The 23,382-nt window shown below is 68.2% G+C and carries 13 protein-coding genes; 9 read left to right on the top strand and 4 right to left on the bottom strand.

What is annotated here, in order from left to right; all coding sequences use genetic code 11:
• Positions 1 to 67: 67 nt before the first annotated feature.
• The 3 genes from AAC640_RS10330 to AAC640_RS10320 form a co-directional block, all read right to left on the bottom strand.
• Positions 68 to 319 (bottom strand): hypothetical protein, encoded by a 252-nt coding sequence (locus AAC640_RS10330; protein WP_340266036.1) that lies wholly within the window; start codon positions 317 to 319, stop codon positions 68 to 70.
• A 61-nt stretch (positions 320 to 380) separates the two neighbouring features.
• Positions 381 to 1,919, bottom strand: a complete 1,539-nt coding sequence (locus tag AAC640_RS10325) for a right-handed parallel beta-helix repeat-containing protein (RefSeq protein ID WP_340266035.1) — start codon at positions 1,917 to 1,919, stop codon at positions 381 to 383.
• Positions 1,920 to 1,985: 66 nt separating this feature from the next.
• The gene (locus AAC640_RS10320; protein ID WP_340266034.1) at positions 1,986 to 2,135 is read right to left on the bottom strand and encodes a hypothetical protein; all 150 of its coding nucleotides are present in this window, start codon (positions 2,133 to 2,135) and stop codon (positions 1,986 to 1,988) included.
• Positions 2,136 to 2,202: 67 nt separating this feature from the next.
• Here AAC640_RS10320 and AAC640_RS10315 point away from each other — a divergent pair, with 67 nt between their 5' ends.
• Both AAC640_RS10315 and AAC640_RS10310 read left to right on the top strand, forming a co-directional pair.
• A complete protein-coding gene (locus tag AAC640_RS10315) occupies positions 2,203 to 2,613 on the top strand; it encodes a low affinity iron permease family protein (protein ID WP_340266033.1) in 411 nt (136 codons plus the stop codon).
• 306 nt (positions 2,614 to 2,919) lie between these two features.
• Complete coding sequence (locus AAC640_RS10310) at positions 2,920 to 4,497, top strand: ABC-F family ATP-binding cassette domain-containing protein (protein ID WP_340266032.1); 1,578 nt, start codon at positions 2,920 to 2,922, stop codon at positions 4,495 to 4,497.
• Here AAC640_RS10310 and AAC640_RS10305 read toward each other — a convergent pair.
• Positions 4,494 to 4,832 (bottom strand): cupin domain-containing protein, encoded by a 339-nt coding sequence (locus AAC640_RS10305; RefSeq protein WP_340266031.1) that lies wholly within the window; start codon positions 4,830 to 4,832, stop codon positions 4,494 to 4,496. The two genes, AAC640_RS10310 and AAC640_RS10305, sit on opposite strands and share 4 nt — an antisense overlap.
• 599 nt (positions 4,833 to 5,431) lie before the next feature.
• Between AAC640_RS10305 and AAC640_RS10300 the strand changes: the two genes are divergently transcribed.
• From AAC640_RS10300 to AAC640_RS10270, 7 genes are all read left to right on the top strand, one after another.
• Positions 5,432 to 8,362 carry a CHAT domain-containing protein gene (locus AAC640_RS10300; RefSeq protein WP_422794986.1) on the top strand — a complete coding sequence of 977 codons (2,931 nt, stop codon included), beginning with the start codon at positions 5,432 to 5,434 and terminating at the stop codon, positions 8,360 to 8,362.
• A gap of 4 nt (positions 8,363 to 8,366) precedes the next feature.
• The gene (locus AAC640_RS10295; RefSeq protein ID WP_340266029.1) at positions 8,367 to 10,400 is read left to right on the top strand and encodes a CHASE2 domain-containing protein; all 2,034 of its coding nucleotides are present in this window, start codon (positions 8,367 to 8,369) and stop codon (positions 10,398 to 10,400) included.
• 31 nt (positions 10,401 to 10,431) lie between these two features.
• Positions 10,432 to 11,151 carry a hypothetical protein gene (locus AAC640_RS10290; RefSeq protein ID WP_340266028.1) on the top strand — a complete coding sequence of 240 codons (720 nt, stop codon included), beginning with the start codon at positions 10,432 to 10,434 and terminating at the stop codon, positions 11,149 to 11,151.
• A gap of 114 nt (positions 11,152 to 11,265) precedes the next feature.
• A complete protein-coding gene (locus AAC640_RS10285; protein WP_340266087.1) occupies positions 11,266 to 13,059 on the top strand; it encodes a ShlB/FhaC/HecB family hemolysin secretion/activation protein in 1,794 nt (597 codons plus the stop codon).
• 2 nt (positions 13,060 to 13,061) lie between these two features.
• Complete coding sequence (locus AAC640_RS10280; protein ID WP_340266027.1) at positions 13,062 to 19,910, top strand: histidine kinase; 6,849 nt, start codon at positions 13,062 to 13,064, stop codon at positions 19,908 to 19,910.
• Between the two features lie 110 nt (positions 19,911 to 20,020).
• Entirely contained in the window at positions 20,021 to 21,409 is a 1,389-nt protein-coding gene (locus tag AAC640_RS10275) for a multiheme c-type cytochrome (protein WP_340266026.1), read from the top strand.
• Complete coding sequence (locus AAC640_RS10270; protein WP_340266025.1) at positions 21,406 to 23,382, top strand: heme-binding protein; 1,977 nt, start codon at positions 21,406 to 21,408, stop codon at positions 23,380 to 23,382. The genes AAC640_RS10275 and AAC640_RS10270 overlap by 4 nt, the downstream gene beginning before the upstream one ends.

Raw genomic sequence — 23,382 nt, 5'->3', positions numbered from 1 at the left:
CCCGTTTCAGCGGCGGATGCAGCTTGTCAATTGGCCTGTGGATCGCCCTGTCGGGGGGCGGCCTTTGTCAGCCTTCGCCTTCCATCATTTCCATGAAGTCGCGCGCGGCGTTGCGGTCCGCCGGATCATCGAAGGCGTCCAGGTCGGGCGCCGATCCGAGCAGGAACAGGAGCGACCACAGGGCGAAGCGGCGGCCCCGGTCGCGTTCCAGACCGAAGTCGACGCGCATTCGTTCGACGCCAGCGGCAAACGCCGGCTGCGGTACCGCGTCCAGGTCGGCCGATCCGAAATAGCGGCGGAGTTGGTCGTCAAAATCCATGGGTGTAATCTCCGTCCGCGCAATGGGCCGCTTCCTGGCACAGGCGGCTATCGGTAGCAAATCACCGCCTCGCATCGAAAAAGGCCGTGCGGCGGGGCTCCTGCAACTGGACAGGCAAGCCCAGTTCCCGTTTCAGCATCGTCAGCATCCAGCTGCGATGACGTTGCAGGAACTCGTCAAAGCCGTCCGGGCGGGCGGGGTCGAAAACCGGCACCTGCCAGTCGGCGTTCCTGTCTTCCAGCAGTAGGGGAGCCGGTGCGACGCCGCCCTCGGGAAGGTCGACATGGCTGCCCCAATAGCTGTTGCCCTTGAAACGGATCATTCCGGCGGGATCGAAACCCGCCTTGATAAGATAATCCGGGCCGCTGCGCCCCACCTCGCTGCCATATCTGGCGGTGCCGGCGACCTTGAACAGATTGTCGACAAAATGCACGTCGTTCGCCCAGCCGTCCCACTGGGTCGCGACCACCATCTGCACGTCGATCGCCTTGCCGACATGGATGACATTTCGCTCGATCTTCGCGTCGGTCACGTTGCCCGACAGCTGGAATATCCGGCTGCCGTCATTGCGACTGACGTTGAACCGTGCGCGCGTCCCGCGATTGCCCAGATTGTCCTTGTCGTCCCGCCGGGGCGAGCAGATCAGCAGGAAACCGCCGGCATTGTCGTGGCTGTAATTGTAGAGGAAGGTCGTCCGCCGCGAATTGAAGTCGGAATCGAATCCCTGTCCGTCATACCGCGTCCGGGTATAGGCCGCTTCATTGAGCTGGATCAGGCTGTTGTCGGTGCTCCACTGCCAGATGCCTGCGTTGTAGCCGCGGGCGCGGCTGCCGGCATAGCGCACGATATTATGTTCGATCAGCGCCCCGTCCGTGCCGCGCGGGACGATGCCGTCGCCGCCCATATCCTCCAGATAATTGTCGCGGATGACGACATCTTCGCTTGGGAACCAATCGGTCTTGGACACGCGGTCGCTGATGCCGGCGATGCCCGACCTGTCGACGCGCCAGATGATGTTGCGCTCGATCGCGAGGTCGTGAAATCGCGTCGCCAGCCGCCGCCCGGCGGCGCGGAAGACGATGCCGCCATTGTCCTTGCGGTCGTTGGTTCCGCGCACGTCGTGGATGTACATGCCGCTGATGCGGATGCCGCGGGTCACGCCGCGATCTTCCGCCGACACCAGCACGCCGATGCGCGGCGCAGGAGAGGGAGCGTCGTTGGTCACCTCCAGCCCCTGCACGGTCACATAGGCGGCGTTGATGATTCCGACCCCATAAGACGACACCCCGCCCGCGTTGATCCGGGGCCGGGGACCCGTGCCTGTCGCGGCGACCGTGATCGGCGCTCCGTTTCTACCCGATCGGGTGATCGTCAGCGGCTCCGTCCAGGTCGACCCGGCGACCAGCAGCACTTCGTCGCCGGGGCGGAGGGGAAAGTCGCGCACGCGTGCCAGGCTGCGCCACGCCTGCGCGGGCGCCGTTCCCGCCGAGCGATCATCGCCGCGGAGCGAATCCACATAATAGGTTTCGGCCCGGGCGACTGTGGCGAGCGCAGGCGGAACAAGCAGCGCGGCAAGGACGGCGGCGCAGATTTTTTTCAAGGAATATGATCCTCCAGCCAGGGCGGCATTGACTTGCAGCATGGCGCAAAGCGGCTGAACTGTGGCTTAAAAGGCGTTACCGCTCGTGCTTTTCCATGCGGGGGACAACCAGCGCAACAGCATGCCGATGATGGACGGCACGACGCCCATGGCCAGGCATAGCGCTACCGTGAAAATGGCATAGCCTGAAGTCTTGATAACGGCACTTTTGATCATTTCGGTAGTTGAATGTTTCCGAGTGTTGCCGGTTCCCTTCACCGGAGCACCAGATCGAAAGCAGGACATGGACCGTATCTTCACTGCCATCGCAACGCGCATTTCCGGGGCGGCCGGCCAGCCGCTCACCTTCGCTTGCGCGCTGGCAGTTATCATCGTCTGGGGCGTGACCGGACCCGTTTTCGACTATTCGGACACCTGGCAGCTCATCATCAACACGGGCACGACCATCGTCACCTTTCTGATGGTATTCCTTATCCAGAACAGCCAGAATCGCGACGCGGCGGCCTTGCAGGCCAAACTTGACGAGGTCATCCGCGCGCTCGGTCCCGCGCGGGAACAATTTATCGGGATCGAGCATCGCACGTCCAGCGAAGTGGAAGACATTCGCGCGGCGCTGGAAAAGGAAGTAGGTTGCGAAGCGGGCAAGGCGGCGACGGCGGATGACAGCGTCGAACAGGTATTGAAGCGGATCTAGCCGAAAGTAACCGCGATATCTGCGCGTGGACAAGGATCAGCGACATATTTGGCGGTTCCTCCCGCTTCCAGGGCTGAGTCCGCCAGTCCTTCGGCCGCCGCCTTGATGCCTCTTTCACCGCCCGCGTGATCACATTGGCCTGCGAACGGCTATACTGATTTACAGTAACATTCCCGCGTTGCGCGAACGCCTTGCGTCCGTTCACCCGCGCGACTAGATCAGTCGCCACAGCGAGAAGGAGCAGGACAATGGACGATCGGATGAACAGCGCAGCCTTTCCTGTTCCGTCCGCATCAGCGAGTTTTCATGTCCGCTCTTCTTACGCTGGATTCCGTATCCGTCAGAACGCCTGATCACCGGATTCTTTTCAATAATCTTACACTTTCCCTGGGCGTCGAACGGGTAGGCCTGGTCGGCCGCAACGGTTCGGGCAAGTCCACCCTCCTCCATATCCTCGCCGGTGAGGCCGAGCCCGCGTCCGGCACCGTGCAGCGCATCGGGTCGGTCGGCCTGCTGGCGCAGGAGTGGCCCGAGAAGGTTACGATCGGCGAGGCGCTGGGCATCGGCGAAGGCTGGGCGCGGCTTCAGCGCATCCTCGCCGGCGAAGGGCGGGCGGATGATTTCGAGGCTGTTGACTGGACGCTGGAGGCGCGGGTGGAGTCCGCGCTGGCCGAAGTCGGCCTGGCCGGTCTCGCGCTCGACCGCCGCATCGGATCGCTGTCGGGCGGGGAGCGCAGCCGTATCGGCATGGCGCGCCTGCTGATCGAACGGCCTGACGTGCTGCTGCTTGATGAACCGACCAACAATCTCGACGTGGCGGGCCGTTCGGCCATCCACGCCCTGGTCCGTGACTGGAGCGGCGGCATGCTGGTCGCCAGCCATGACCGCGACCTGCTGGAGCAGATGGACCGGATCGTCGAACTGACGCCCGTCGGCATCCGCATCGTCGCGGGCGGCTGGTCGACCTTCGCCGCGCTGCGTGACGCCGAACGGGACAGGGCGGCCATCGACCTCAGCCGGTCAGAGGCAGCGCTATGCGCGGCGGAGCGGACAGCGCAGCGCCAGCGCGAGGCGAAGGAGCGGCGCGACAAGGCGGGGCGCGCCTTCGCCGCAAGGGGTTCCGAACCCAGGATCCTGCTCGGCGCCCAGGCGGCGCGCGCCGAAAATAGCGGCGGCGATGTCCGGCGCCTGACCAGGCGGCAGATCAGCGAGGCGGCGGCTCGGGCGGAAGAAGCCCGCGCCCGGGTAGAGGTGCTGACCCCGCTCACGATGAAGCTGCCGCCAAGCGGCCTTCCCTCGGGCGCTCGGTTGCTGGCGCTCGACCAGGCAACGGTCGAGCTGGGCGGGCGTCGGCTTGGTCCCTGGACGCTGGACCTGCGGGCCCCGGACCGGCTTGCGATCACTGGTCCCAACGGTGCGGGCAAGACGACCTTGCTGAAGCTGGCGACTGGCGCGATCGCGCCGAGCAGCGGGACGGTGCGCCGCGTCGAAGGGCAGATCGCGCTGCTCGACCAGCATGTCGGGCTGCTGGACCCCGACACGACGATCCTCGCCAATTTCCGGCGGCTCAATCCGCGCCTCGAACAACAGCATGCCTATGCCGCCTGCGCCCGTTTCGCCTTTCGCAACCGCGACGCGCTGAAGCAGGTGGGGGCGCTGTCCGGCGGCGAGCGCCTGCGCGCGGGCCTTGCCTGCATGCTGGCGGGTGAGCGGGTGCCCTGGCTGCTGATCCTTGACGAGCCCACCAACCATCTGGACCTGGAGTCGGTGGAACTGCTGGAGCAGGCGCTCCGCGACTATGACGGCGCCTTGATGGTCGTCAGCCATGATCCGGCCTTTCTGGAACGGATCGGCATCGACCGGCGCTTCGATATTCTTCCCTAAGCCTCAGGCTCGCCGATGTGCACGGCCAGCCAGACGGTCGGGTCATCCGTGTGCGTCACACGATGGGGGACGCCTGCGGGTATCAGCAGATGGTCGCCGCGTTCAAGCCGGTGCATACCGACACCCTCCAGCAGCAGTTCGGCGGCACCTGCCACGACCAGCACCCATTCGTCCCAATCCTGGATATAGGGCTGGTCCACGGGCGTCACATGGCCGCGCGACACGATGCGTTCGATCCTGACGCCGGGCCGGCGCAGCAGGTCCTCGAACCGCTCTTCGCCATCCTGCCGTTCGGGCAGGCGCAGAAGATTGCCCTGATCATGTGCTGGTTCCATGCCGCGTCTATGCCTGGGGAGCCGGGCAAGGGGAAGCGCTGAACCCGTTGTCGTTTTCAGGGAGTCCCGCCCGGCGGGAACGGCCACATCGGCATGACGACGACCGCGCTGAAGGCGCCATAGGTGGCAGTTGTGCAGCGGGCTGTCGCAGCTTCACTGGTTTTGGCGCGGATAAATACAGAACGAACTCCTCAAAAGAACGCAGTTCAAAGGTTTACCTTGATCCAGGTTAAACTCTGGCGCGCTCCGCGGCTTGGGCGCGCGGACGGCCGCTGGATGGGTGGCAAATTGACATGACGCTAGGGCGCGCGGGCTTTTGACCTTGCGGTGCGACACGGCCGCGCTATGAAGATCGCGCAGGGTCGCGCGCGAGGCGCTCGTACGGATAAAGTCGGCGAGCTGGGGGATTTAAGCCATTGAGCGTCGTCGGGAAAACGGGTCGCATATTGTTCGCGCTGGGCGTCCTTGGTGCGTCCGTGGCGCTTTGCGCGCAGGGCCGGGATGATCGGCCGCTGCTGCGGGACAGCTTTCGCATCGGATCGGGCGATGGCGCCCTTTGCCAGGCCCAGAGCGTCAACCGCGATCCGGCCGGCCGCACCATGTTCGATCGCGCCTGGACCATCGTCTGCCGCGATGCCGCGCGGCCGGTGGGTCAGCTCTACGCTCTTCGCAGCGGTCCGGAGGACGGCGAAGCGGCGCTGATGGACCGTTTGGCCGCATCGCGCCGGGAAACGGTCAATTGCGGCGTGGCTGGCGGCGTCACGCTGCCGGACATCGGCGCCGCGTCCGCCCGCAATTGCAGCGGCCCGGTCGGCGACTATCGCATCCTTGTCCTGAAACGCGGCAAGACGCTCTATGTCGCGCAGGGCCTTGCCGCCTATGGCAGCGCGCTCGACCTTGGCCTGCGCACCGTGATGCTGGACCATATAGTGCCGGGGAAGGTCGATATCGCGACCACGGGTGCGGCCGACAGCGCGGCTTTCGCCCGGATGCAGGCCGCGACGCTCGATCCGCAGACGGTGCTGGCCGAAGGCTATCGCCGCAACGCCGCCGGCAATTATGCCGAGGCCGCCGAATTTTTCGACAGCCTGACCGATCGGCTTGCCCATGAGTCCGATGCTCGATCGCTGACGGCGGCCGAGCGCGCGAACCGGGCGCATGAATATCTCGTCAATCGCGGCCTGCAACTGTCCAATCTGGGCTTTTTCGACCAGGCCGACGCCGCCTTTGCAGAGGCACGCGGGATTGCCACCGCCGACGCCGTCCAGCTGCGCCTGCGCCGCAATTTTGAAGTCGTGCATCATATCAATCGCCATGACCTCGCCGGCGCGCTCGCGCTGCTCGACCATTCCCCCGAAGACGGCGCGGCGCTTCCCATCGGCGATGGCGCGGTGACATTGCCGCCCGAAGTCGCGGCGGAATTGAGCAGCGGCGGGCCGGAGGCGCGGGCGCTGGGGGTGCGTCAGGATACGAAGCTCAGCCCGGCCGAGCGGGCGGCCATACTCGATGCGCAGGCGCAGCAGCTGCGTGGCACGATCCTGCGCCTGTCGGGCAAGCCGCGCGAGGCGCGCGCCGTTCTCGCCGCCGCGCTGACCGACGCGGTCGCCATCCGGGGCGGGCGGGTAACCTCGATCACCCGGTTGCGCGCCCAGTTGCTGAGCGAGATCGCGCTGACCCATGAAGCCGACGGCGAATATGGCGCGGCCGAATCCTATCTGGACCAGGCGCTTGCCCTGCTGGCGGCTCAATATCCCGAAACCATGGCGCTGAATGGTGCGCGGGCGCGGCTGGGCGCCTTTCTGGCGCGGCGTGGCCGGACCGATGACGCATTGAAGACCTATCGCGCGATCCTTGCCTCGACGGAGGCGGGACGTGGCGCGCTGACCGGGATGGCGAACCAGTTACAACCCTATTTCATGCTGCTGGCGGCAGAAATGCCCAAGCGGCCGGAATTGGCCGCAGACCTGTTCGAGGCATCGCAATTGCTGGTTCGCCCCGGCGCCGCCGAAACGCTGGAGCTGCTGAGCCGCGAACTGTCCGGCGGCACGACGGAGGCGGCGCGGCTGTTTCGCCAGTCCGTGTCGCTTTCGCGCGACATTGAGCGAAGCCGCATTGCACTCGCCCAGTTGAGCCAAGCAGGCAAGGATGACGAGGCCGCGCGCGAGGAGGCGGCGCGGGAGCAGGCCGATATCGACGCGCTTGCTGGCGAACAGGCCGCGACTCTCGCCGCGCTGGCGGCCTATCCCCAATATCGCGCGGTCAGCCCGCAGGTGCTGACGCTCGCCGAAATGCAGGCAACGCTGAAGCCGGGGGAGGGCTATTACAAGCTCGCCCAGCTGGGCGACGCGCTCTTCGCGATCTGGATCGACGGGCAGGGCGCCACCGGTTACCGGCTCGCCGCCAGCGCCAGCGAGGTGGCGCGCAAGGTCGCCGCCCTGCGCCAGACGATCTCCATCGATGTCAACGGCGTCCAGACCACCTATGCGCTCGATCTGCCGGTGGCGCGCAGCCTCTATCTCGATCTGTTCGGTCCCGTCGATCAGCGGCTGGCGCCGGTCCGGCACCTGATCTTCGAACCGGACGGCGCGATGTTGCAGCTGCCCGTCAACCTGCTGGTCGCCAGCCAGCCCGGCGTCGACGCCTACGAAGCGCGGGTGGCCCAAGGCGGCGACGAATTCGACTTTCGCGGCGTCGACTGGCTTGGCCGCGACCATGCGGTGAGCACGGCTCTGTCGGCCCGCGCCTTTCGCGACGCCCGCGCGGCACCGCGCTCGACAGCGGCCCAAAGCTATATCGGCTTTGGCGACAATGCCCCGATCGCGGGTTCCCGCATGGCTGCGCCGGCGCGGGCGGCCTTGCCCGCCGCAGGAGAGGATTGCGGCTGGTCGCCCGCCCAATGGGACCACCCCATCCCGGCCACCGAACTGCGGCAGGCGGCGCAGGCCATCGGCGCGCAGGGCAGTGAACTGATGACGGGCACGGCGTTTACGGATGATGCGGTGATGGCGCGGCGCGACCTCGACCAGTTCCGCATTCTCCATTTCGCCACGCATGGCCTGGTCACTCCGCCGCATCCGGGCTGTCCGGCGCGGCCGGCGCTGCTGACGAGCTTTGCCCCGGACAGGACGTCGGACGGCCTGCTGCAGTTCGGCGAGATTTTCGACCTGAGGCTGGACGCCGACCTGGTGGTGCTGTCGGCCTGCGACACGGCCGGGGCGGCCGGCGTGGAAACGACGCGGGCGGCCGGCCTTTCGGGCGGTGGCGGCGCGCTCGACGGCCTGGTGCGCGCCTTCATCGGGGCGGGCAGCCGGTCGGTCATCGCCAGCCACTGGCCGGCGCCGGAGGACTATCACGCGACCGAAAGGCTGATCGGCGGGCTTTTCGCGGCCCCGCCGGAACAGCCCGTGGCCGAGGCGCTCAGGGCCGCGCAGATCCGCCTGATGGACGATGCCGACACGTCACATCCCTTCTACTGGTCAGGTTTCGCGATCGTCGGCGATGGCGCGCGCCCGCTGACTGACCGGCGCTGATTGCATGGCATCGCGACGCCTGCTGCGCCGGGGTGCGCGGGTGGTGCAGGATGCGGGCCGCTGGCGTCTGGCTGGCACGCTGCTGCTGCTGCTGATCGCGCTGTTCGTCGCCGGATGGGACTGGACGCGATCCGTAGGCGCCCAGCGCGAGATGCCGACGGCCGACGCGGAACGCGGCCTTTACGACTGGCGCGCCGCGACCTTCGCGCCGCGCGTCGCACAGGACAATCGCCTTTTGATGCTGGTCTATGATGACCAGACGCTGATCGCCACGCGAAAGCGGTCCCCGCTCGACCGCGGACTGCTGGCGCGGGCGCTCCGCAATCTCGACGGGATGGGCGCCCGGTCGATCGGCATCGACATATTGTTCGACCAGCCGCAGGACGAGGACGCGCAACTGCTTTCGACGCTGAAGGCGATGCGGACGCCGGTCTGGCTGGGCTATGCCAATCTGGGTGACAATCAGGAACAGATCATCTTCGAGCAGCAGCGCTATCTTGACCAATTCATCGCGCGGGCACGGACAGCCAGGGTGCGCCCCGCCAGCATCAGGCTGGAAACGGACGCCGACAATGTCGCGCGCAGCTGGCCCCGGCCCACCGCCGGCCAGCCCCCGCTGCTGTCGCTGGCGATGCAGCCGTCGCCGCTGTTCCACGATTATCGCGGCGCCATCCGCTTTCGCCGGCCGCTCGCACAGGCGGACGGATCGGAGGAGCCGGTGATCCCCAGCCTGCAGATCGACCTGATGGCCAATCCCGCCATGGCGCCGGCGCTGGCGCCGATGATCAAGGGGCGGCACATCCTGATCGGCGGCGACATCGTCGACATCGACCAGTTTGAAACGCCGCTATCGGGTCGCCAGGCTAGATCGACGATGATCGGCCTTGAAGTCCATGCCACGATGCTGGCGCAACTGCTGGACGGCGCCCGGCTTCCCGCTCTGCCGGGCGCTACCCTGTGGCTGGCGGCGGGACTGGTGGTGCTCGCCGCGACGCTGACCAGCCTCGCCGAGCTACGCTGGTTCTGGCTGGCCCCGGCGCTGGCGGTGCAGGCGGTCGCGATCGTCGGGCTGCCGCTGTGGCTGCAGGCGCGCGGCTGGGACACGAAAGGCCTGCCCGCCGCCGGTTGGGGACTGGGCTGGATTATCGCTTTCGCCGCCGTCGGTGCGGCGGCGCGCGCGGTGACATCGCAGCAGCGCCGCTTCGCGCAGGCGGCGCTGGGCAAATATCTGCCCCGCGACATCGCCACGCAAATTCTGGCCGAGCCGGAAAAGCTGGCGCTCCATGGTGAAAAGCGGCCGATCTTCACCCTGTTCACCGACCTCGAAGGCTTCACCAAGTTGAGCCATGCCATCGCGCCGGAAATGGTCGCGCACCTGCTCAACCGCTATCTCGACATGTTGAGCGACGTGGTGCTGGCGCATGGCGGCACGATCGACAAGTTCGTGGGGGACGCGGTGGTTGCCTTCTGGGGCGCGCCGATCGCGCGGCCCGACGACGGGCGCAATGCCGCGCTGGCCGCCTATGCGATGTGGCAGGCGGGGGAGAATTTTCGCCGCGACCTGCCGCCGGGCGTGCCGCCGATCGGCCGCACGCGGGTCGGATTGCATCATGGCGATTCGATCGTCGGCAATTTCGGGGGCGAGGGGCGCATCCAATATACCGCGCTGGGCGACAGCATGAACACGGCGTCCCGGCTGGAGGCAGCGAACAAGCCGCTGGAAACGAAGGTGCTGGTGAGCCGCGAGGCGAAGGACCTGTCCGGGCTGGACTGGTGGCGGCCGATGGGACGGGTCAGGCTGCGTGGCCGGGCGACGCCCGTGGACCTGTTCGAACCCGCCCCCGATTTTCCGGTGGAAGAGTGTGAGGCGCTTTCGCGAGCCCTGGAGGCCTTTGATGGCGAGGATCCGGCAAGCCGGGCAAGGGCGCTCGATGTGTTGCGCGCGCTGGCGCAGCGGCATCCGGAGGATGCGGCGATCGCCAATCTCGTGTATCGCTATGAATATCTTGGGGAAGGAGGAGTCTATGCTCTGGGCTAGGGGACCGCGGCGGCCAAGGGCGTGCTGGGCCGTGGCGGCGCTTTGCACGGGTCTGGGCCTTGCGGGGCCGGCGGCAGCCGAAACAATGGTGGTGCGCGCGTCGGGGCCGTCGGCCGCGACCTACCGTCCCGGCAGCAAGCTGGCCGATGGCGGGTCGCTGGTGCTGAAGGCCGGCGACGTGGTCACGCTGCTGGACGCCAGGGGGACCCGCACCTTGCGAGGGCCGGGCCGTTTCGGCGTTACCGTCGCGGCCGGCGCTGCGCCGGCAGGCAATGTGACGCTTGCCGCCCTGCTCGATACCAAGCGGGTGCGACGGGCGCGCACCGGGGCCGTGCGGGGCAATGTGAGCGACGCGCCGCCCGCCCCGCCGCATCGTCCCAATCTCTGGCTGGTGGACATGGGCCGGTCGGGCGCCTTCTGCTTCGCCGATCCGGCCGCCGTGCGCCTGTGGCGGGCGGATGCGGCCAAGCCCGCTACGGTTTCGATCAGCGGCGGGCACATGCGCGCGAGCGTCACCTTCGCCGCCGGGGAAACGATCGCGGCCTGGCCGGCGTCGCTGCCTCTGGCCGATGGCATATCCTATCATCTCGATCGCGGCGCCCGGGTCACCGATATCCGCCTCGCCAAGGTGGGGCCGTCGACGACGGAGCTTGCGCCGCTGGCGTCCGCGCTGATCGCGCAGGGATGCGGCGCGCAGCTTGACCTGCTGGTCGACGCGGCAGCCGCGCCGCCGGGTGGCGCGGGGAACTGAAGAACAAAGCGTCCCCCCTTGGTTGCCACCGGGGGTGGGGCTGATACAGCGAAGTTTGCGAGGGCGGGAGGATGGCCATAAGGCCGCACTCGCCCGACGATGTGGGGGCAGTTGATGGGCGTGCAGGGGGCAAGAGCATCCGGAGTTCAGCGGGCGGCGCGATGGCGTCTTGCGCTGGCGCTGACGGCGGTGGTCCCTTTGAGCGCGGTGGCGCAGGTCGCGCCGCGTGCGCCGACCCGCGAGGAACTGTCGCCCGCCGAGCGGCAGGAGGGCGCCGCCCCGCGGGCTGGACGGTTGACTGTGGTGGGCGGCGTGGAGCGCGCGCCCTGCCCGCTCGCCGATCCGCGCTTCGCCAATGTCACCGTGAACTTCGCCGATGTCCGGTTCGAGGGGCTGCACGGCGTCGATCCGGAGGCGCTGCGCGACAGTTGGAGCGACCTGTCCGGGCACGAGGTGCCGATTGCCAGCCTGTGCGAAGTCCGCGACCGAGCCGCGACCGCGCTGCGCCAGATGGGCTATCTCGCCGCCGTGCAGGTGCCCCCGCAGCGGATCGAGAAGGGCGGCACGGTCCGCTTCGACATATTGATGGCGCGTCTGGTGGCGATCGAGGTGCGCGGTAACGCCGGCAACAGCGAGCGGCTGGTCGCGGCCCATATGGAAGCGTTGAAGGGCCAGCCGATCTTCAACGTGCATGAGGCCGAGCGGCATCTGCTGCTGGCCCGCGACCTGCCCGGCTATGACGTGCGGCTGGCGTTGCGGCCGGCCGGTACGGCGCCGGGCGAGGTGATCGGCGAAGTGCAGGTGACGCGCCGCCGGGTGGAAATCGACGCCAACGTCCAGAATCTGGGCAGCCGGTCGGTGGGGCGCTTCGGCGGGCTGGTGCGGGTGCGCTTCAACGACCTGACCGGCATGGGCGACAGCACCGTGTTCAGCATCTTCAACACGGCGCAGCCCAGCGAGCAGACGGTGCTGCAGGCCGGACACAGCATGGCGATCGGCAGCGACGGGCTGCGCCTGTCGGGCGATTTCACCTATGCCTGGAGCAAGCCCGATGTGGGCGGGCTGGACCTGTCGTCAAAGACGATGATCGCGACCGCTGCCCTGTCCTATCCGCTGGTGCGGCGGCAGGTGCAAACGCTGCTGGCGAGCGGCGGGCTGGACGTGGTGGACCAGGATGTGCGGATCGGTTCGGCGGCCTTGTCCCGCGACCGGCTACGCGTGCTGTTCCTGCGGCTGGAGGGCGAGTTGATCGATCCCGACAGCCTGGTGAGCACCACCGGATATACCGGCGTGGAGCCCAAATGGCGGCTGAGCGCGATGGCCGAAGCACGGCAGGGGCTGGCAGCGCTGGGCGCGAGCCGGGCGTGCGGCGCCAATCTGGCGGGATGTCCGGTGCTGCTCAGCCAGATCGACGGCGATCCGTCGGCCTTCGTGCTGCGGATCGGCGCGCAGGCGGAGTATCGGCCGGTGCCCGCACTCACCTTCGCACTGGCGCCGCGCGCGCAATATAGCCCTGACGTGCTGCTGTCCTATGAACAGATGAGCGCTGGCAACTATACGGTCGGGCGCGGCTATGATCCGGGCCTGTTGACCGGCGACAGCGGCGTCGGCGTGGCGGCGGAACTGCGCTATGGCAGCATCATGCCGCGCGGGCCGGGGGCGATCGCGTTGCAGCCCTTCGCCTTTTTCGACGCAGCCTGGCTGTGGCATGAAAGCGCCAATTTCGCGGGACTCGATCCGCAGAAGCTCTTTTCGGCAGGCGGCGGCCTCCGGGCGACCTGGGACAGCCATGCCCGGATCGACCTGACGCTGGCGACGCCGCTGCGCAAGGCGGGCTTTCAGACGGAGCGCGGCGATACGCGGCTGCTGCTGTCGATCACCACGCAAATCCTGCCGTGGAGGCGGTGACGATGAAGAAGCGGAGCAGTTTTTCCCCTGTGACCCTGCTGGGTCGGGCCAGCGCGATTGCGCTGGCGGTCGGCTGCGGGGCGGGCGCGGCGCAGGTGCAGAAGGCGTTGCAGGGCACGCCTTCGGTCGTGTCGGGCAGTGTTTATGTCTCGCCCAATACCGATTCCGTCCAGCTGAATTCTTCCCAGGCGGTCATCAACTGGACGCCTGACGATACGTCCGGAACCGGCGCCATCGATTTCCTGCCTGCGGGCAAGACGGTCACCTTCTCGGGCTTCAGCGACTTTACGGTGCTGAACCGGATCCTGCCGCTGGACGGCAGCGGCCTGCCTGTCTCGCGCGTGGTGGCGCTCAACGGCACGGTACAGAGCCAGATCGTCAGCAGCACGGGCGGGTCGGTGTGGTTCTACGCGCCGGGCGGTATCATCGCCGGCGCGAGCAGCGTGTTCAATGTGGGGTCGCTGGTGCTGACCGGCAACGACATCGACACGACGGGCGGACTGTTCGGCAGTGCGGGCGAAATCCGCTTCCGTGGCGTCGCCGGCAGCGCGGCGGCGGTCGAGGTGCAGCCGGGCGCGCAGATCAACGCGCTGGCAAGCGGCAGCTATGTGGCGCTGGTCGCCCCGCGCGTGGTGCAGGGTGGCACCGTCACCGTCAACGGATCGGCCGCCTATGTGGGAGCCGAAGCGGCCGATATCACCATCAACGGCGGGCTGTTCGACATCAGCATCACGGCCGGGACGACTGACCCCAACGGCGTGGTCCATAGCGGCACGACCGCGCGCCCGGCCACCAGCGTCAGCACCGATGCCCAGCATGTCTATATGGTCGCCGTGCCCAAGAATAACGCGCTCACCATGCTGCTGTCGGGCAATGTCGGCTATTCGGCCGCCGAAACGGTGGTGCAGGACGGCAGTGCGGTGGTCCTGTCGGCGGGCCATGATATAGTTAGTGGCGCAATCGGCGCACGCAATGCGACAACGGCCGCCGATGCCAATGTCACCATCGACGCGGGAACCTGGCAGCCGGGTCTGACCGGCCGTGCTACCGGCGAGATCGTGGTCCAGTCCAACGCCGCTCCGACGACGCATTTCGGCGGGCCGGTCAGCCTGGCGGCGAACCGTGCTATCACGCTGCGGGCTGATCCGTCCGGCCTCATCAGCGCGGACGGCGACATGGTCCTGACTGCCGGCAACGGCGGGACAGGCGGCAGGATCGACCTGCTGACCTTCGGCGGCAGCGGGGCGTCGGCGACGAATGGGCAGATCGCCGTTACCGGCGCGCTGACGCTGAATGCCAGCGCGTTGGGCGATGGCAGCGCGAACGTGCCGTTGCTGACGGGCGGGAACGCGACGGGCGGGCTGATCAATGTCATCGCGACCGGGGGTTCCATCAGCGCGGCGAGCCTCACCGCCAATGCCTATGGTGTCGGCGGCCTGGGCAGCGATCGGTCAGGGGATGGCACGGGCGGCGCCGTCGCGCTGTCGGCGCTCACCTTTGCCGGGCCGAACGGTGCCGAAGGCGGCACGCTGAGTTTCGGATCGACGACCTTGGATGCGTCGGCTTCGACGTCGTCAGATCCCTTCTTCCCCTCCACCAGCGGCGGGGAGGCGAGGGGCGGTTCGATCGCCATCACAGGCACCGCCGGCGTGGCGGCGGTCGGTTCGCTTGGCGGCCTGGATCTGGGCGCGGTCAGCGCGACGGCAAGCGCGGTCGGCGGCAATGCCAAGACGGGCGCGGCGGGCGACGCGATCGGCGGCGACATTCGCGTCAATATCGGCAGCGGCACGCATCATTGGACGAGCTTCAGCGCCGACGCGAGCATGGAAGCGGGCTATGCCACCGATGGGGGCACCTATGGCAGCGCCGCTCCGGGCGCTACCGGCATCGGGTTCGACATTGGTGGAACGGGCCGGCTCGAGGTGGCGGGATCCGTCTCGCTGCAAGCGGATGCATCGGCATTTGGCGGCGGCGCTTCCGGCGGCACGCTGCGCGGGGGGCAGATTGCGGTCACGGCTCATGATGGCGGCGCTTTGGTCATCACGGATCAGTTATACGCCACTGCCGCCGCGCGAGGATCTTCCGCCAGTGCGACGAGCACGCTTCCGCTGCCTGGCACGCCAGCGACTTTCGGCGGCGCGATCGACCTGGCGGCGGCGGGCGGCACCATCAGCGCGGCGGGTCTCTATGCCAATGTCAGTGCCGCGTCAGGCGGGACGCCCGGCCTCGCCGGCGCCGCAACGGCGGGCAGCGTCACCCTGTCCGCCGGGACGGCCAGCGGATTGCGCGGCAATTTCACGCTGAGCGATTGCGCGCGCCTGCAGTGCGACATCCAGGCCAATGGCAATGGCGGCTATGGCAGGGACGGTGCGAGCGGCGCTGGCGGATCGATCTTGGTCCAGGCGACCGACGCCGATTTTTCCGTCAATGGCGACCTGACGCTGAGCGCGGCGGGCGTCGGCGGCGGCGCGTTCAGCCCTGACGGCGTGAGCGGACGCGGCGGTGATGGCCAGGGCGGCAGCGTGGCGATCGAGAGCAGAGCGGGCGTCGCCGGCAGCGCGGTGATGAGCTTCACCAACATCTTCGCCTCGGCCGACGGCAGCTCCACGGAGGGCACGGAAGGCCCGTTCTACAACGGCGGCAATGGCGGGACCGGCATCGGCGGCGCGGCCAGCCTGCTGGTTGCGGGAGGCAGTTTTAACGCCGGCTCCGTTGCAGCGAGCGCTTTGGGCCGGGGTGGTGCCTCCGACGTCAACTGCGCGGGCTGCGAGGGCGACGGCGTGACCCCCTTCCAGTCCGGCACGGGGCGGGGCGGCACCGCGAAGTTCCTGATCACCGGTGGCAGCGCGGGCCTGGGGTCGCTTTCTCTCACTGCCCTTGGCACGGGCGGCGAGGCGCGGTCGAGCGACTTCCCGGCAGGCGCGGTGGCGTCCATCAGTGGACAGGGGATCGGCGGCGCCGCGCTGCTGGAATCACGCGGCGGCACATTGCTGGCCGACGCGATCACCATTGATGCGAGCGGTGTCGGCGGCGACGGCGTATCGACCTTCCAGGCCGATGGCGTGAAGGGCGGTGCGGGGAGCGGGGGAACCGCGCAGCTGCTGATGGATGTCGGCGGCACCGGACAGGTTTCGGCGAGTAGCGGTCTCATCATCCAGGCGCTGGGCAAGGGCGGCGCGGGCGGAGCCACGGCCTCCGATGGTCCGGGCTTCTACCTTGCCGGAGCGGGCGGCAACGGGACGGGGGGCACGGCGGGGCTGACACTGGCGAGCGGCCAGCTGACAGCGCCGTCCGTCCTGCTTTCGGCAGCGGGTGTCGGCGGCGCGGGCGGCGACAATGCCAGTGACGGGCCGAGCGGCAGCGGGGGCGCCGGCTTGGGTGGTACGGCAAGCCTGGCCTATTTAAGCGAAGGCCATGCGATCGGAGCACTGACGGTCAAGGCCGACGGGGACGGCGGGCAGGCGGGCAGCAATCGATACGCCTTTAGTTATGACATAAACGGCAACCCGATCTACACCTATGGCATCGGCAACGCCGATGGCGGCGCTGGCGGAGCCGGGCAGGGCGGCAACGCCACCATGCAGGTCGATGTCGACCCCGGCTTTGCCAACCTCACGGTCAGCGCCGATGGCATCGGCAGCGCGGGTGGCATCGGCATCAACGGTGGCGCAGGCGGCGTCGGCACCGGCGGCGCGGCGGCGTTCAACATCGGTTTCGGGACAACCAGCGTCAGCGGTGCATTGCGGGTGACCGCGTCCGGCCTGGGGGGTGCGGGCGGCGACGGGCTGGACGGCACCGGCGGCCGGGGCGGGAACGCTTTTGGCGGATCGGCGACGCTGGGGCTGACCGGTGCTTCCGCGCTGCTCGACGCGGGCGACATCGGCGTTCTGGCGGAGGCGCTGGGCGGCGCGGGCGGCTTTGCAGGACAGCGTAGCGGTGCCGGGCTTCCCGGCGCGAACGGTGGCGACGCCCAGGGCGGCACCGCCCTGTTCGCAATCACCAGCGGAGCCAATGCGTTGACCGGCGCGTCGTTGACGGTCAGCGGCGACGCAAGCGGCGGCGTCGGATCGACGGGCACGATCGGACCCGTCGGCGGCGCGGGCGGGTCGGGCGGCGGCGCGGCCGCGGGATCAGCGACCCTGCGCCTTGATGGTGGTCGACTGCGGTACAACAGCGCTCTTTCAACGCCGCCCGGCTACAGCATCACCGCTGTAGGGCGAGGCGGCGCGGGTGCCGGTGGCAGCGCGGGGACGAATGCCGGGCTAAGCGGGGGCGCTGGCGGCAATGGGGGCAGCGGGTCCGGCGGCACGGCATCGTTCGACGCGAAGGACGCCGACTTTGTCCTGGGCGCGCTGTCTGTCGACGCTGACGGGACCGGCGGGCTCGCTGGCACGGGCGGCAAGGCGCCCGGCGGCTCTTCGTCCCCGGGCCTGGATGGATTGTCGAGTGGCGGCACGGCATCGCTGACCCATGGCGGCAACCTGCTGCTGGCCCCGGGCGCGCAGCGGTTGATCGCTTCGCTATCCATGCGCGCGACCGGCACCACCGGCGGACGCCTGTTGTTTTCTGACGACACAAGCGCGCCGGGCGGCGCGGTCGGGATCAGCGGTGCGCTGACGCTCGACGGGTCGGGCGCAACGCTGGCTGGCTTCACCGGCATTGCGGTCAGCGCAAGCGGCAATCCGGTGCAAGTGGGTGGCGACGCCAGTTTCACGACGGAAGGCCCGTTGACCTTTGCTTTGGCGGGCAGCGGCGCGATGGCGGTGACAGGCACGCTGACAGGCTATTCCGGCACCGGCATCAATATCAGTCATGCGAGCCGAACCGCCGGTGTTGCCAGCCTGTCAGCCGGCAACACGCTGCTGCGTACGGCGGGTGGCATCAGCCTGGGCGGGGACAGCCGACTGAGCGCGGGCGGCTTGTTGACGATGCTGGCGCTCGGCGGGGACATTGGCCTTTCGTCCGGCACGAGCATCATGGCGAGTGGCGATCTGCGATTCTTCGCGCAGGGCAATGTGCTGGGCGCGGGGGCGAGCCTGACGGCCGGTGGATCGGTGGCGATCGGCCTGGGCGGCGCCGGAAACCTTCTGCTTGGCAATGTGTCGTCGGGCGGGCTGCTCGATCAGTCGGACGCCAATGGTGCGGCGCTGGGCAGCGGCGGCCTTGCGATCGGCGGGGATTTCGCGGTGAGCGGCCTGCTGGCGGTGGGGCCGGGCAGCGGTACGCTGTCCGCGCGCAGCATCAGCATCGGCACTCTGACCGGCGGGTCGCAGTCGCTCAGCGCCTCGGGTGGCGTAACGATCGGTGACGCCACGCTTGCCGGGCTGTTGAACATTGCCACGCCGGGCCTTGTACAAATGACCGGCAGCGCGAACGCCGGCGCCATCGACATCGTTGCCGGCAGCATCGGCCTGGGCGCTATCATTGCCCGGACGGGCGACTTGCGGTTGAGGTCGGTTGCAAATCTGTCCGTCACGAGCGCCCAGGCGTCCGGCAATGTCCAGTTGGCGTCCAGCGGGGGAAGCCTGGCCGTGGGTTCAGCGCTGGCAGGCGGCACGCTCACGTTGAGCGGTGCCGGTATCAGCGCGCAGGCATTGGGCGCGGGTGGCGGCGCGTCGCTCGATGCCGGCGGGGGCGATCTGGTCGTCAACGATATCGCCGCTCAGGGTGCGATCAGCGCTGTCGGGCGCAATATCCTGCTGGGTGCGACGGGGGCGATGTCCATCACCGACGTGATCGGCAGCGGCGTCGTGGCGCTGAACGCTGGCGGACCGCTGAGCGCATCGGGACAGATCAGCGGCAGCGCCGTCAGCCTTGCCTCGAGCGATATCGTGCTCGGCGGCGGAGCGCGGATCGTTACGCCTGGTCAACTCCACCTGGCAGCGGTTGGGCTACAGCCGGCGGTGATTGGCGGCGTGGACGCAGTTGGAGGCTACAGCCTTTCGGCGGCGGAACTGGCACGGGTGTCGGCGGCGAACATGCTGATTTCAGGAGCGGGCGACATAGTCGTGCGGGACCTGTCCGTCGGCGCCACGATGCTGCCCGGCGCGGGCGTGCTGAGCATCCTGACGCATGGGCGGCTGCGGGTGGAGGGTGCGTTGCGCGTGACGGGGCGGACCGGCCAGGGCGGCCTTAGCCTGTCGGCGGGGCAGCGGATCGAGGTGATCGCCGACACGGGCTTCATAGAGCTGAACGATGGCAGCGGCGGGTTGGCCGGGGTGCTGACGTTGAGCAGTCCCGCGGTTTACGCGGCCAGCCTTGCGGCCATCGCTGATGTGGATGCGGTGAGCAGCCTCGCCGCGAGGGAGGTGCGGCTGTCGCGGAACGACGGCCTTGTCAGCGACGCGGGCCTGCTGCGCGCGGGATCGATCGCGATCGATGCGCGGAACGGCGTCTATATCCAGAATGGGGGCGTGTCGGCGCGCTTCGACGACCGCCGTGGTTTCACCGCGAACAGCCTGTCGATCCTGGGCGGCAGCGGCCGGCCGGAAATCGCCATCAATGGTCGCCTGGCATTGTCGACGGGGACGTTTGCGACGGGGCTTTCGACCATTCCGCTGGTGGCGATCAGCGGAAGCTATGCGGCGGGGTCGAAGATCAACGGCTGCTTTATCGCCGGCGCGGGCGCTTGCACTGCCTCCGGCGCGGAAAGCCACGACAATTTCCAGGGACGGCTCGATCCCACGGCATTCATTCCGCGCATCTTCCCGCTGGCGCTGGTCCAACTGCGGGATATCATCGCTCAAGGCTATCCGCCGCTGATCGACGAGCCGGTGACCGGGGCGGGGAATGAGGATTTGTGGGAAAGCGACTGCGGCGGCGAAGGCGAGCCGTCATGTGCCGCGCAATAAGCGGAAATCCGGCGCGAAACAGGATTGAAAGCGCGGGTCGGACGAGGCTAGAGCGGTTAGCGTGCAAGGGAGGCATGCAGGGGCCGAACGGGCCGGCACGGGGGCTTATAATGGGGGCGGTACATAATGGCAGGTGGAGCAGGATAGCCGCCGGCATGATGCTGGGCGCGATGCTGCTGCTTGCCGTGCTGCTGTTCGGGCTGCCAGGCAGCGGCGCCGATGCGGCTTCCGTACCGTCGTCCCGCGCCTTTCTGGGCGTGGCGTCCTGCGCGGGCTCCACCTGTCACGGGCGGATGGAAGGCGACGGCAAGGTCGTGCGCCAGGACGAGCTGGCCCGTTGGCAGGAGCCTTCGACGCCCGGCGGCGCACACAGCCGTGCCTATGCAGTGCTGTCCGGCACGCGCGGACGGCAGATCGCGGCGACGCTGGGGATCGGCGACGCAACCGCGGCGCCGGCCTGCCTGGGGTGCCATTCGACGCCGGCGGCGGAGACGGGCGCACGCTTCCTGCGCCAGGACGGCGTCGGCTGCGAAGCGTGCCACGGTGCGGCGGGCGGCTGGATCGCGTCGCATTATGCGGTGGGAGCGAGCCATGCGGGCAATGTCGCGGCGGGCATGATCCCCCTGGACCGTCCGCAGGCGCGGGCGTCGGTCTGTCTGGACTGCCATTTCGGCAGCGATCGACCTGGACAGTTCGTGGACCACCGGATGATGGCCGCTGGCCATCCACGCATCAATTTCGAACTCGACCTCTTTTCGTCAATGCAGGCGCATCATGATGAGGATGCCGACTATGCGCGACGCAAGGGGCGGCCCGACAGCCTTAAAGTCTGGGCGGTCGGGCAGGCCATGGCGGTCGAACGCGCGCTTACGCTCTATGCGGGCGCCAAGGGAACGGAAGGGACTTTCCCGGAATTCTATTTCTTCGACTGCCAGAGCTGTCATCGGCGGATCTACGATCAGGCGGAGCGGACAAAAACGTGGGAGGCGAACCCGGGTCGCCCCATCCCGGCGGGGATGCCGCCCTTCAATGACGAGAATGTCATCATGCTGTCCGCCGCCGCCAGGGTGATGGTGCCGGGCGCGGCGGCGCGGTTCGACGCCGACAGCAAGGCCTTCCATGCGGCGATCGCGAATGACCGGCGAGAGGCGGTCGCGGCTGCGGCCAGGCTGGCGCGGAGCGCGGCGGTGCTCGCCAATGGCTTTGCGGCCGCGCCGACCAGCGGCGACATGGCCTTCGCCATCGTCAGCGAGATTGCCGGCGCCGCGACCGGGCCGCGCTTCACCGATTATGAGGGTTCGGTGCAGGCGGTGATGGCGATCGACACGCTGCTGAGCAGCATGGTAAAGTCGGGCCGCGTGACGATCGGCGCGGCAGCGGGCATCCGAGCCGACGTCAATCGCGCCTATGCGGCCGTGAAGGAGCCGAACAGCTATCAGCCCGCCGCGTTCAGAGGCGCGCTGGGCAGTGCGGCGCGCAGCATTGGAGCGCTGCAATGAAGGGCGGACGGCACAGGCTGGCCGGTCTGGCCGCAGCTTCGGCGCTGATCCTGTCGTCCTGCGGCGGAGGAGGCGGCAGCAGCAGCGGCGGCGGCGGGGGCACCCCGACCCCCACCCCGACGCCGATCACGGCCCGGCTTTATGCCGATCCGGCACAGGAGACGTTGAGCGTCGCCGATGTCGAAACAGTTATCGGACATGCCGTCGCCGAGGCGCAGGCGCGCAGCCTGCCCGCCGTGATCGCCGTCACGGATCGCGTCGGCAATGTGCTGGCGGTTTTCCGCATGGCCGGCGCGCGGGCGACGGCGACGACGAGCGCTGCGCCCAATGGCCAGAATATCGACGCGCAAAATCTGACCGTTCCGGCCGAGGCGGCGGCGATCGCCAAGGCGATCACGGGCGCCTATCTGTCGAGCGGCGGCAACGCCTTTTCAACGCGCACCGCGAGCATGATCGTGCAGCAGCATTTCCCCCCGGCGCCGGGCACGGTAGGTTTGGAAAGCGGCCCGCTGTTCGGGGTGCAGTTCAGCCAGCTGCCCTGTTCGGACCTGTCGGCGCGCTATGTTTCGTCCGGCAGCCAGGCGATGATCGGTCCCAAGCGTTCGCCTTTGGGGCTGGCGGCCGATCCGGGCGGCTTTCCGCTGTACAAGAACGGCGTCGTGGTGGGCGGTGTCGGCGTCATGGCGGACGGCGTCTATGGCTCTGATCCCGATGTGACCGATACGGACAATGATCCGGAGGAATATATCGCCCTTGCGGGGACTTTGGGCTTCGAGGCACCAGAGAGCATCCGCGCCAATCGCATCACTGTCGACGGCACGTCGCTGCGCTATTCGGACGCAGCCTATTCCGGCTTGATGACCACCAGCGCGGCAAGTTTTGCGGCGATCAACGGTAGCGCGGGCAATCTGGTGGCGGTGCGCGGCTATTATGGCGAGCCTGCGCCCATGGTGCTGGCGGGCGTGGCCTATGGAAGCGAATCTTCGGGCGTCCGGGCGTCGCGCCCGGCCGAGTTTTCGAACCGCGACGCCTTTGTGCTGACGGACGGGTCAGGCAATAACCGCTTTCCTGTTCGCGCGGGCACCGATGCGGGCGACGTTGCCCAGCCGCTGACCGCCGCCGAGGTGACGGCGGTGCTGGAGGAAGCCTTTGCCGTCATGAGCCGGGCGCGGGCACAAATTCGCCAGCCGCTCGACAGCCGGGCGCAGGTTTCGATCAGCGTTGTGGACACGCGGGGCGCGGCGCTGGGCATTGTCCGATCGCCGGACGCGCCGATATTCGGCACGGATGTCAGCTTGCAGAAGGCGCGAACGGCAGCCTTCTTTTCCGGTCTTCATGCGGGATCGGACCTGCTGGGCAGCAGCAGCGCCGATGTGGCGGCCTTTGTCGGCAAGGCGCGCTCCTTTCTGAACGATCCGGCGGCGCTGACCGGCAACCACGCCTTTACCGACCGTGCCAACGGCAACCTGTCGCGGCCCTATTTTCCTGACGGAGAGGTCGGCAGGCCGAACGGACCCTTTTCCCGTCCGATCGCACAGTTCAATCCATTTTCCACGGGGCTGCAGTCGGCGCTGGTGGTGGGTGACCTCGCCGCGCATCTGGGCTTTGTGACCGGCGCGAGCACGACCGATACGCCGCAGCGTTGTTCGGCGGTGGCGGGCGTGGGTAGCGGCAACCGTATCCAGAACGGCGTGCAGATCTTTCCCGGCTCTGTTCCTATCTATCGCGGCAATGTGCTGGTGGGCGCGATCGGCGTGTCCGGCGACGGCATCGATCAGGACGACATGATCAGCTTCCTTGGCACGCATAATGGCGGGCAGCGCGTCGGCGGCATCGGCAACGCGCCGGCCGCGATCCGGGCGGACCAGATCGTCGTCGACCTGGGCAACGGATCGGCGCGGCTTCGCTATGTGAATTGTCCCTTCGCCCCCTTCCTCGACAGCATGTCGCAGAATGTCTGCGAGGGGCTTTGA

The sequence above is a fragment of the Sphingobium mellinum genome, assembly GCF_037860795.1.
Taxonomy (GTDB): domain Bacteria; phylum Pseudomonadota; class Alphaproteobacteria; order Sphingomonadales; family Sphingomonadaceae; genus Sphingobium; species Sphingobium mellinum.
The sequence above is the reverse complement of the archived record's forward strand: the minus strand, read 5'-3'. Positions and strand labels throughout refer to the sequence as shown.

Bases quoted from the DNA above. Each gene is read 5' to 3' on its own strand.
- AAC640_RS10330 (WP_340266036.1), bottom strand. From the start codon at position 319: ATGGATTTTGACGACCAACTCCGCCGCTATTTCGGATCGGCCGACCTG.
- AAC640_RS10320 (WP_340266034.1), bottom strand. From the start codon at position 2,135: ATGATCAAAAGTGCCGTTATCAAGACTTCAGGCTATGCCATTTTCACG.
- AAC640_RS10315 (WP_340266033.1), top strand. From the start codon at position 2,203: ATGGACCGTATCTTCACTGCCATCGCAACGCGCATTTCCGGGGCGGCC.
- AAC640_RS10310 (WP_340266032.1), top strand. From the start codon at position 2,920: ATGTCCGCTCTTCTTACGCTGGATTCCGTATCCGTCAGAACGCCTGAT.
- AAC640_RS10305 (WP_340266031.1), bottom strand. From the start codon at position 4,832: ATGGAACCAGCACATGATCAGGGCAATCTTCTGCGCCTGCCCGAACGG.
- AAC640_RS10300 (WP_422794986.1), top strand. From the start codon at position 5,432: ATGTTCGATCGCGCCTGGACCATCGTCTGCCGCGATGCCGCGCGGCCG.
- AAC640_RS10295 (WP_340266029.1), top strand. From the start codon at position 8,367: ATGGCATCGCGACGCCTGCTGCGCCGGGGTGCGCGGGTGGTGCAGGAT.
- AAC640_RS10285 (WP_340266087.1), top strand. From the start codon at position 11,266: ATGGGCGTGCAGGGGGCAAGAGCATCCGGAGTTCAGCGGGCGGCGCGA.
- AAC640_RS10280 (WP_340266027.1), top strand. From the start codon at position 13,062: ATGAAGAAGCGGAGCAGTTTTTCCCCTGTGACCCTGCTGGGTCGGGCC.
- AAC640_RS10275 (WP_340266026.1), top strand. From the start codon at position 20,021: ATGGGGGCGGTACATAATGGCAGGTGGAGCAGGATAGCCGCCGGCATG.
- AAC640_RS10270 (WP_340266025.1), top strand. From the start codon at position 21,406: ATGAAGGGCGGACGGCACAGGCTGGCCGGTCTGGCCGCAGCTTCGGCG.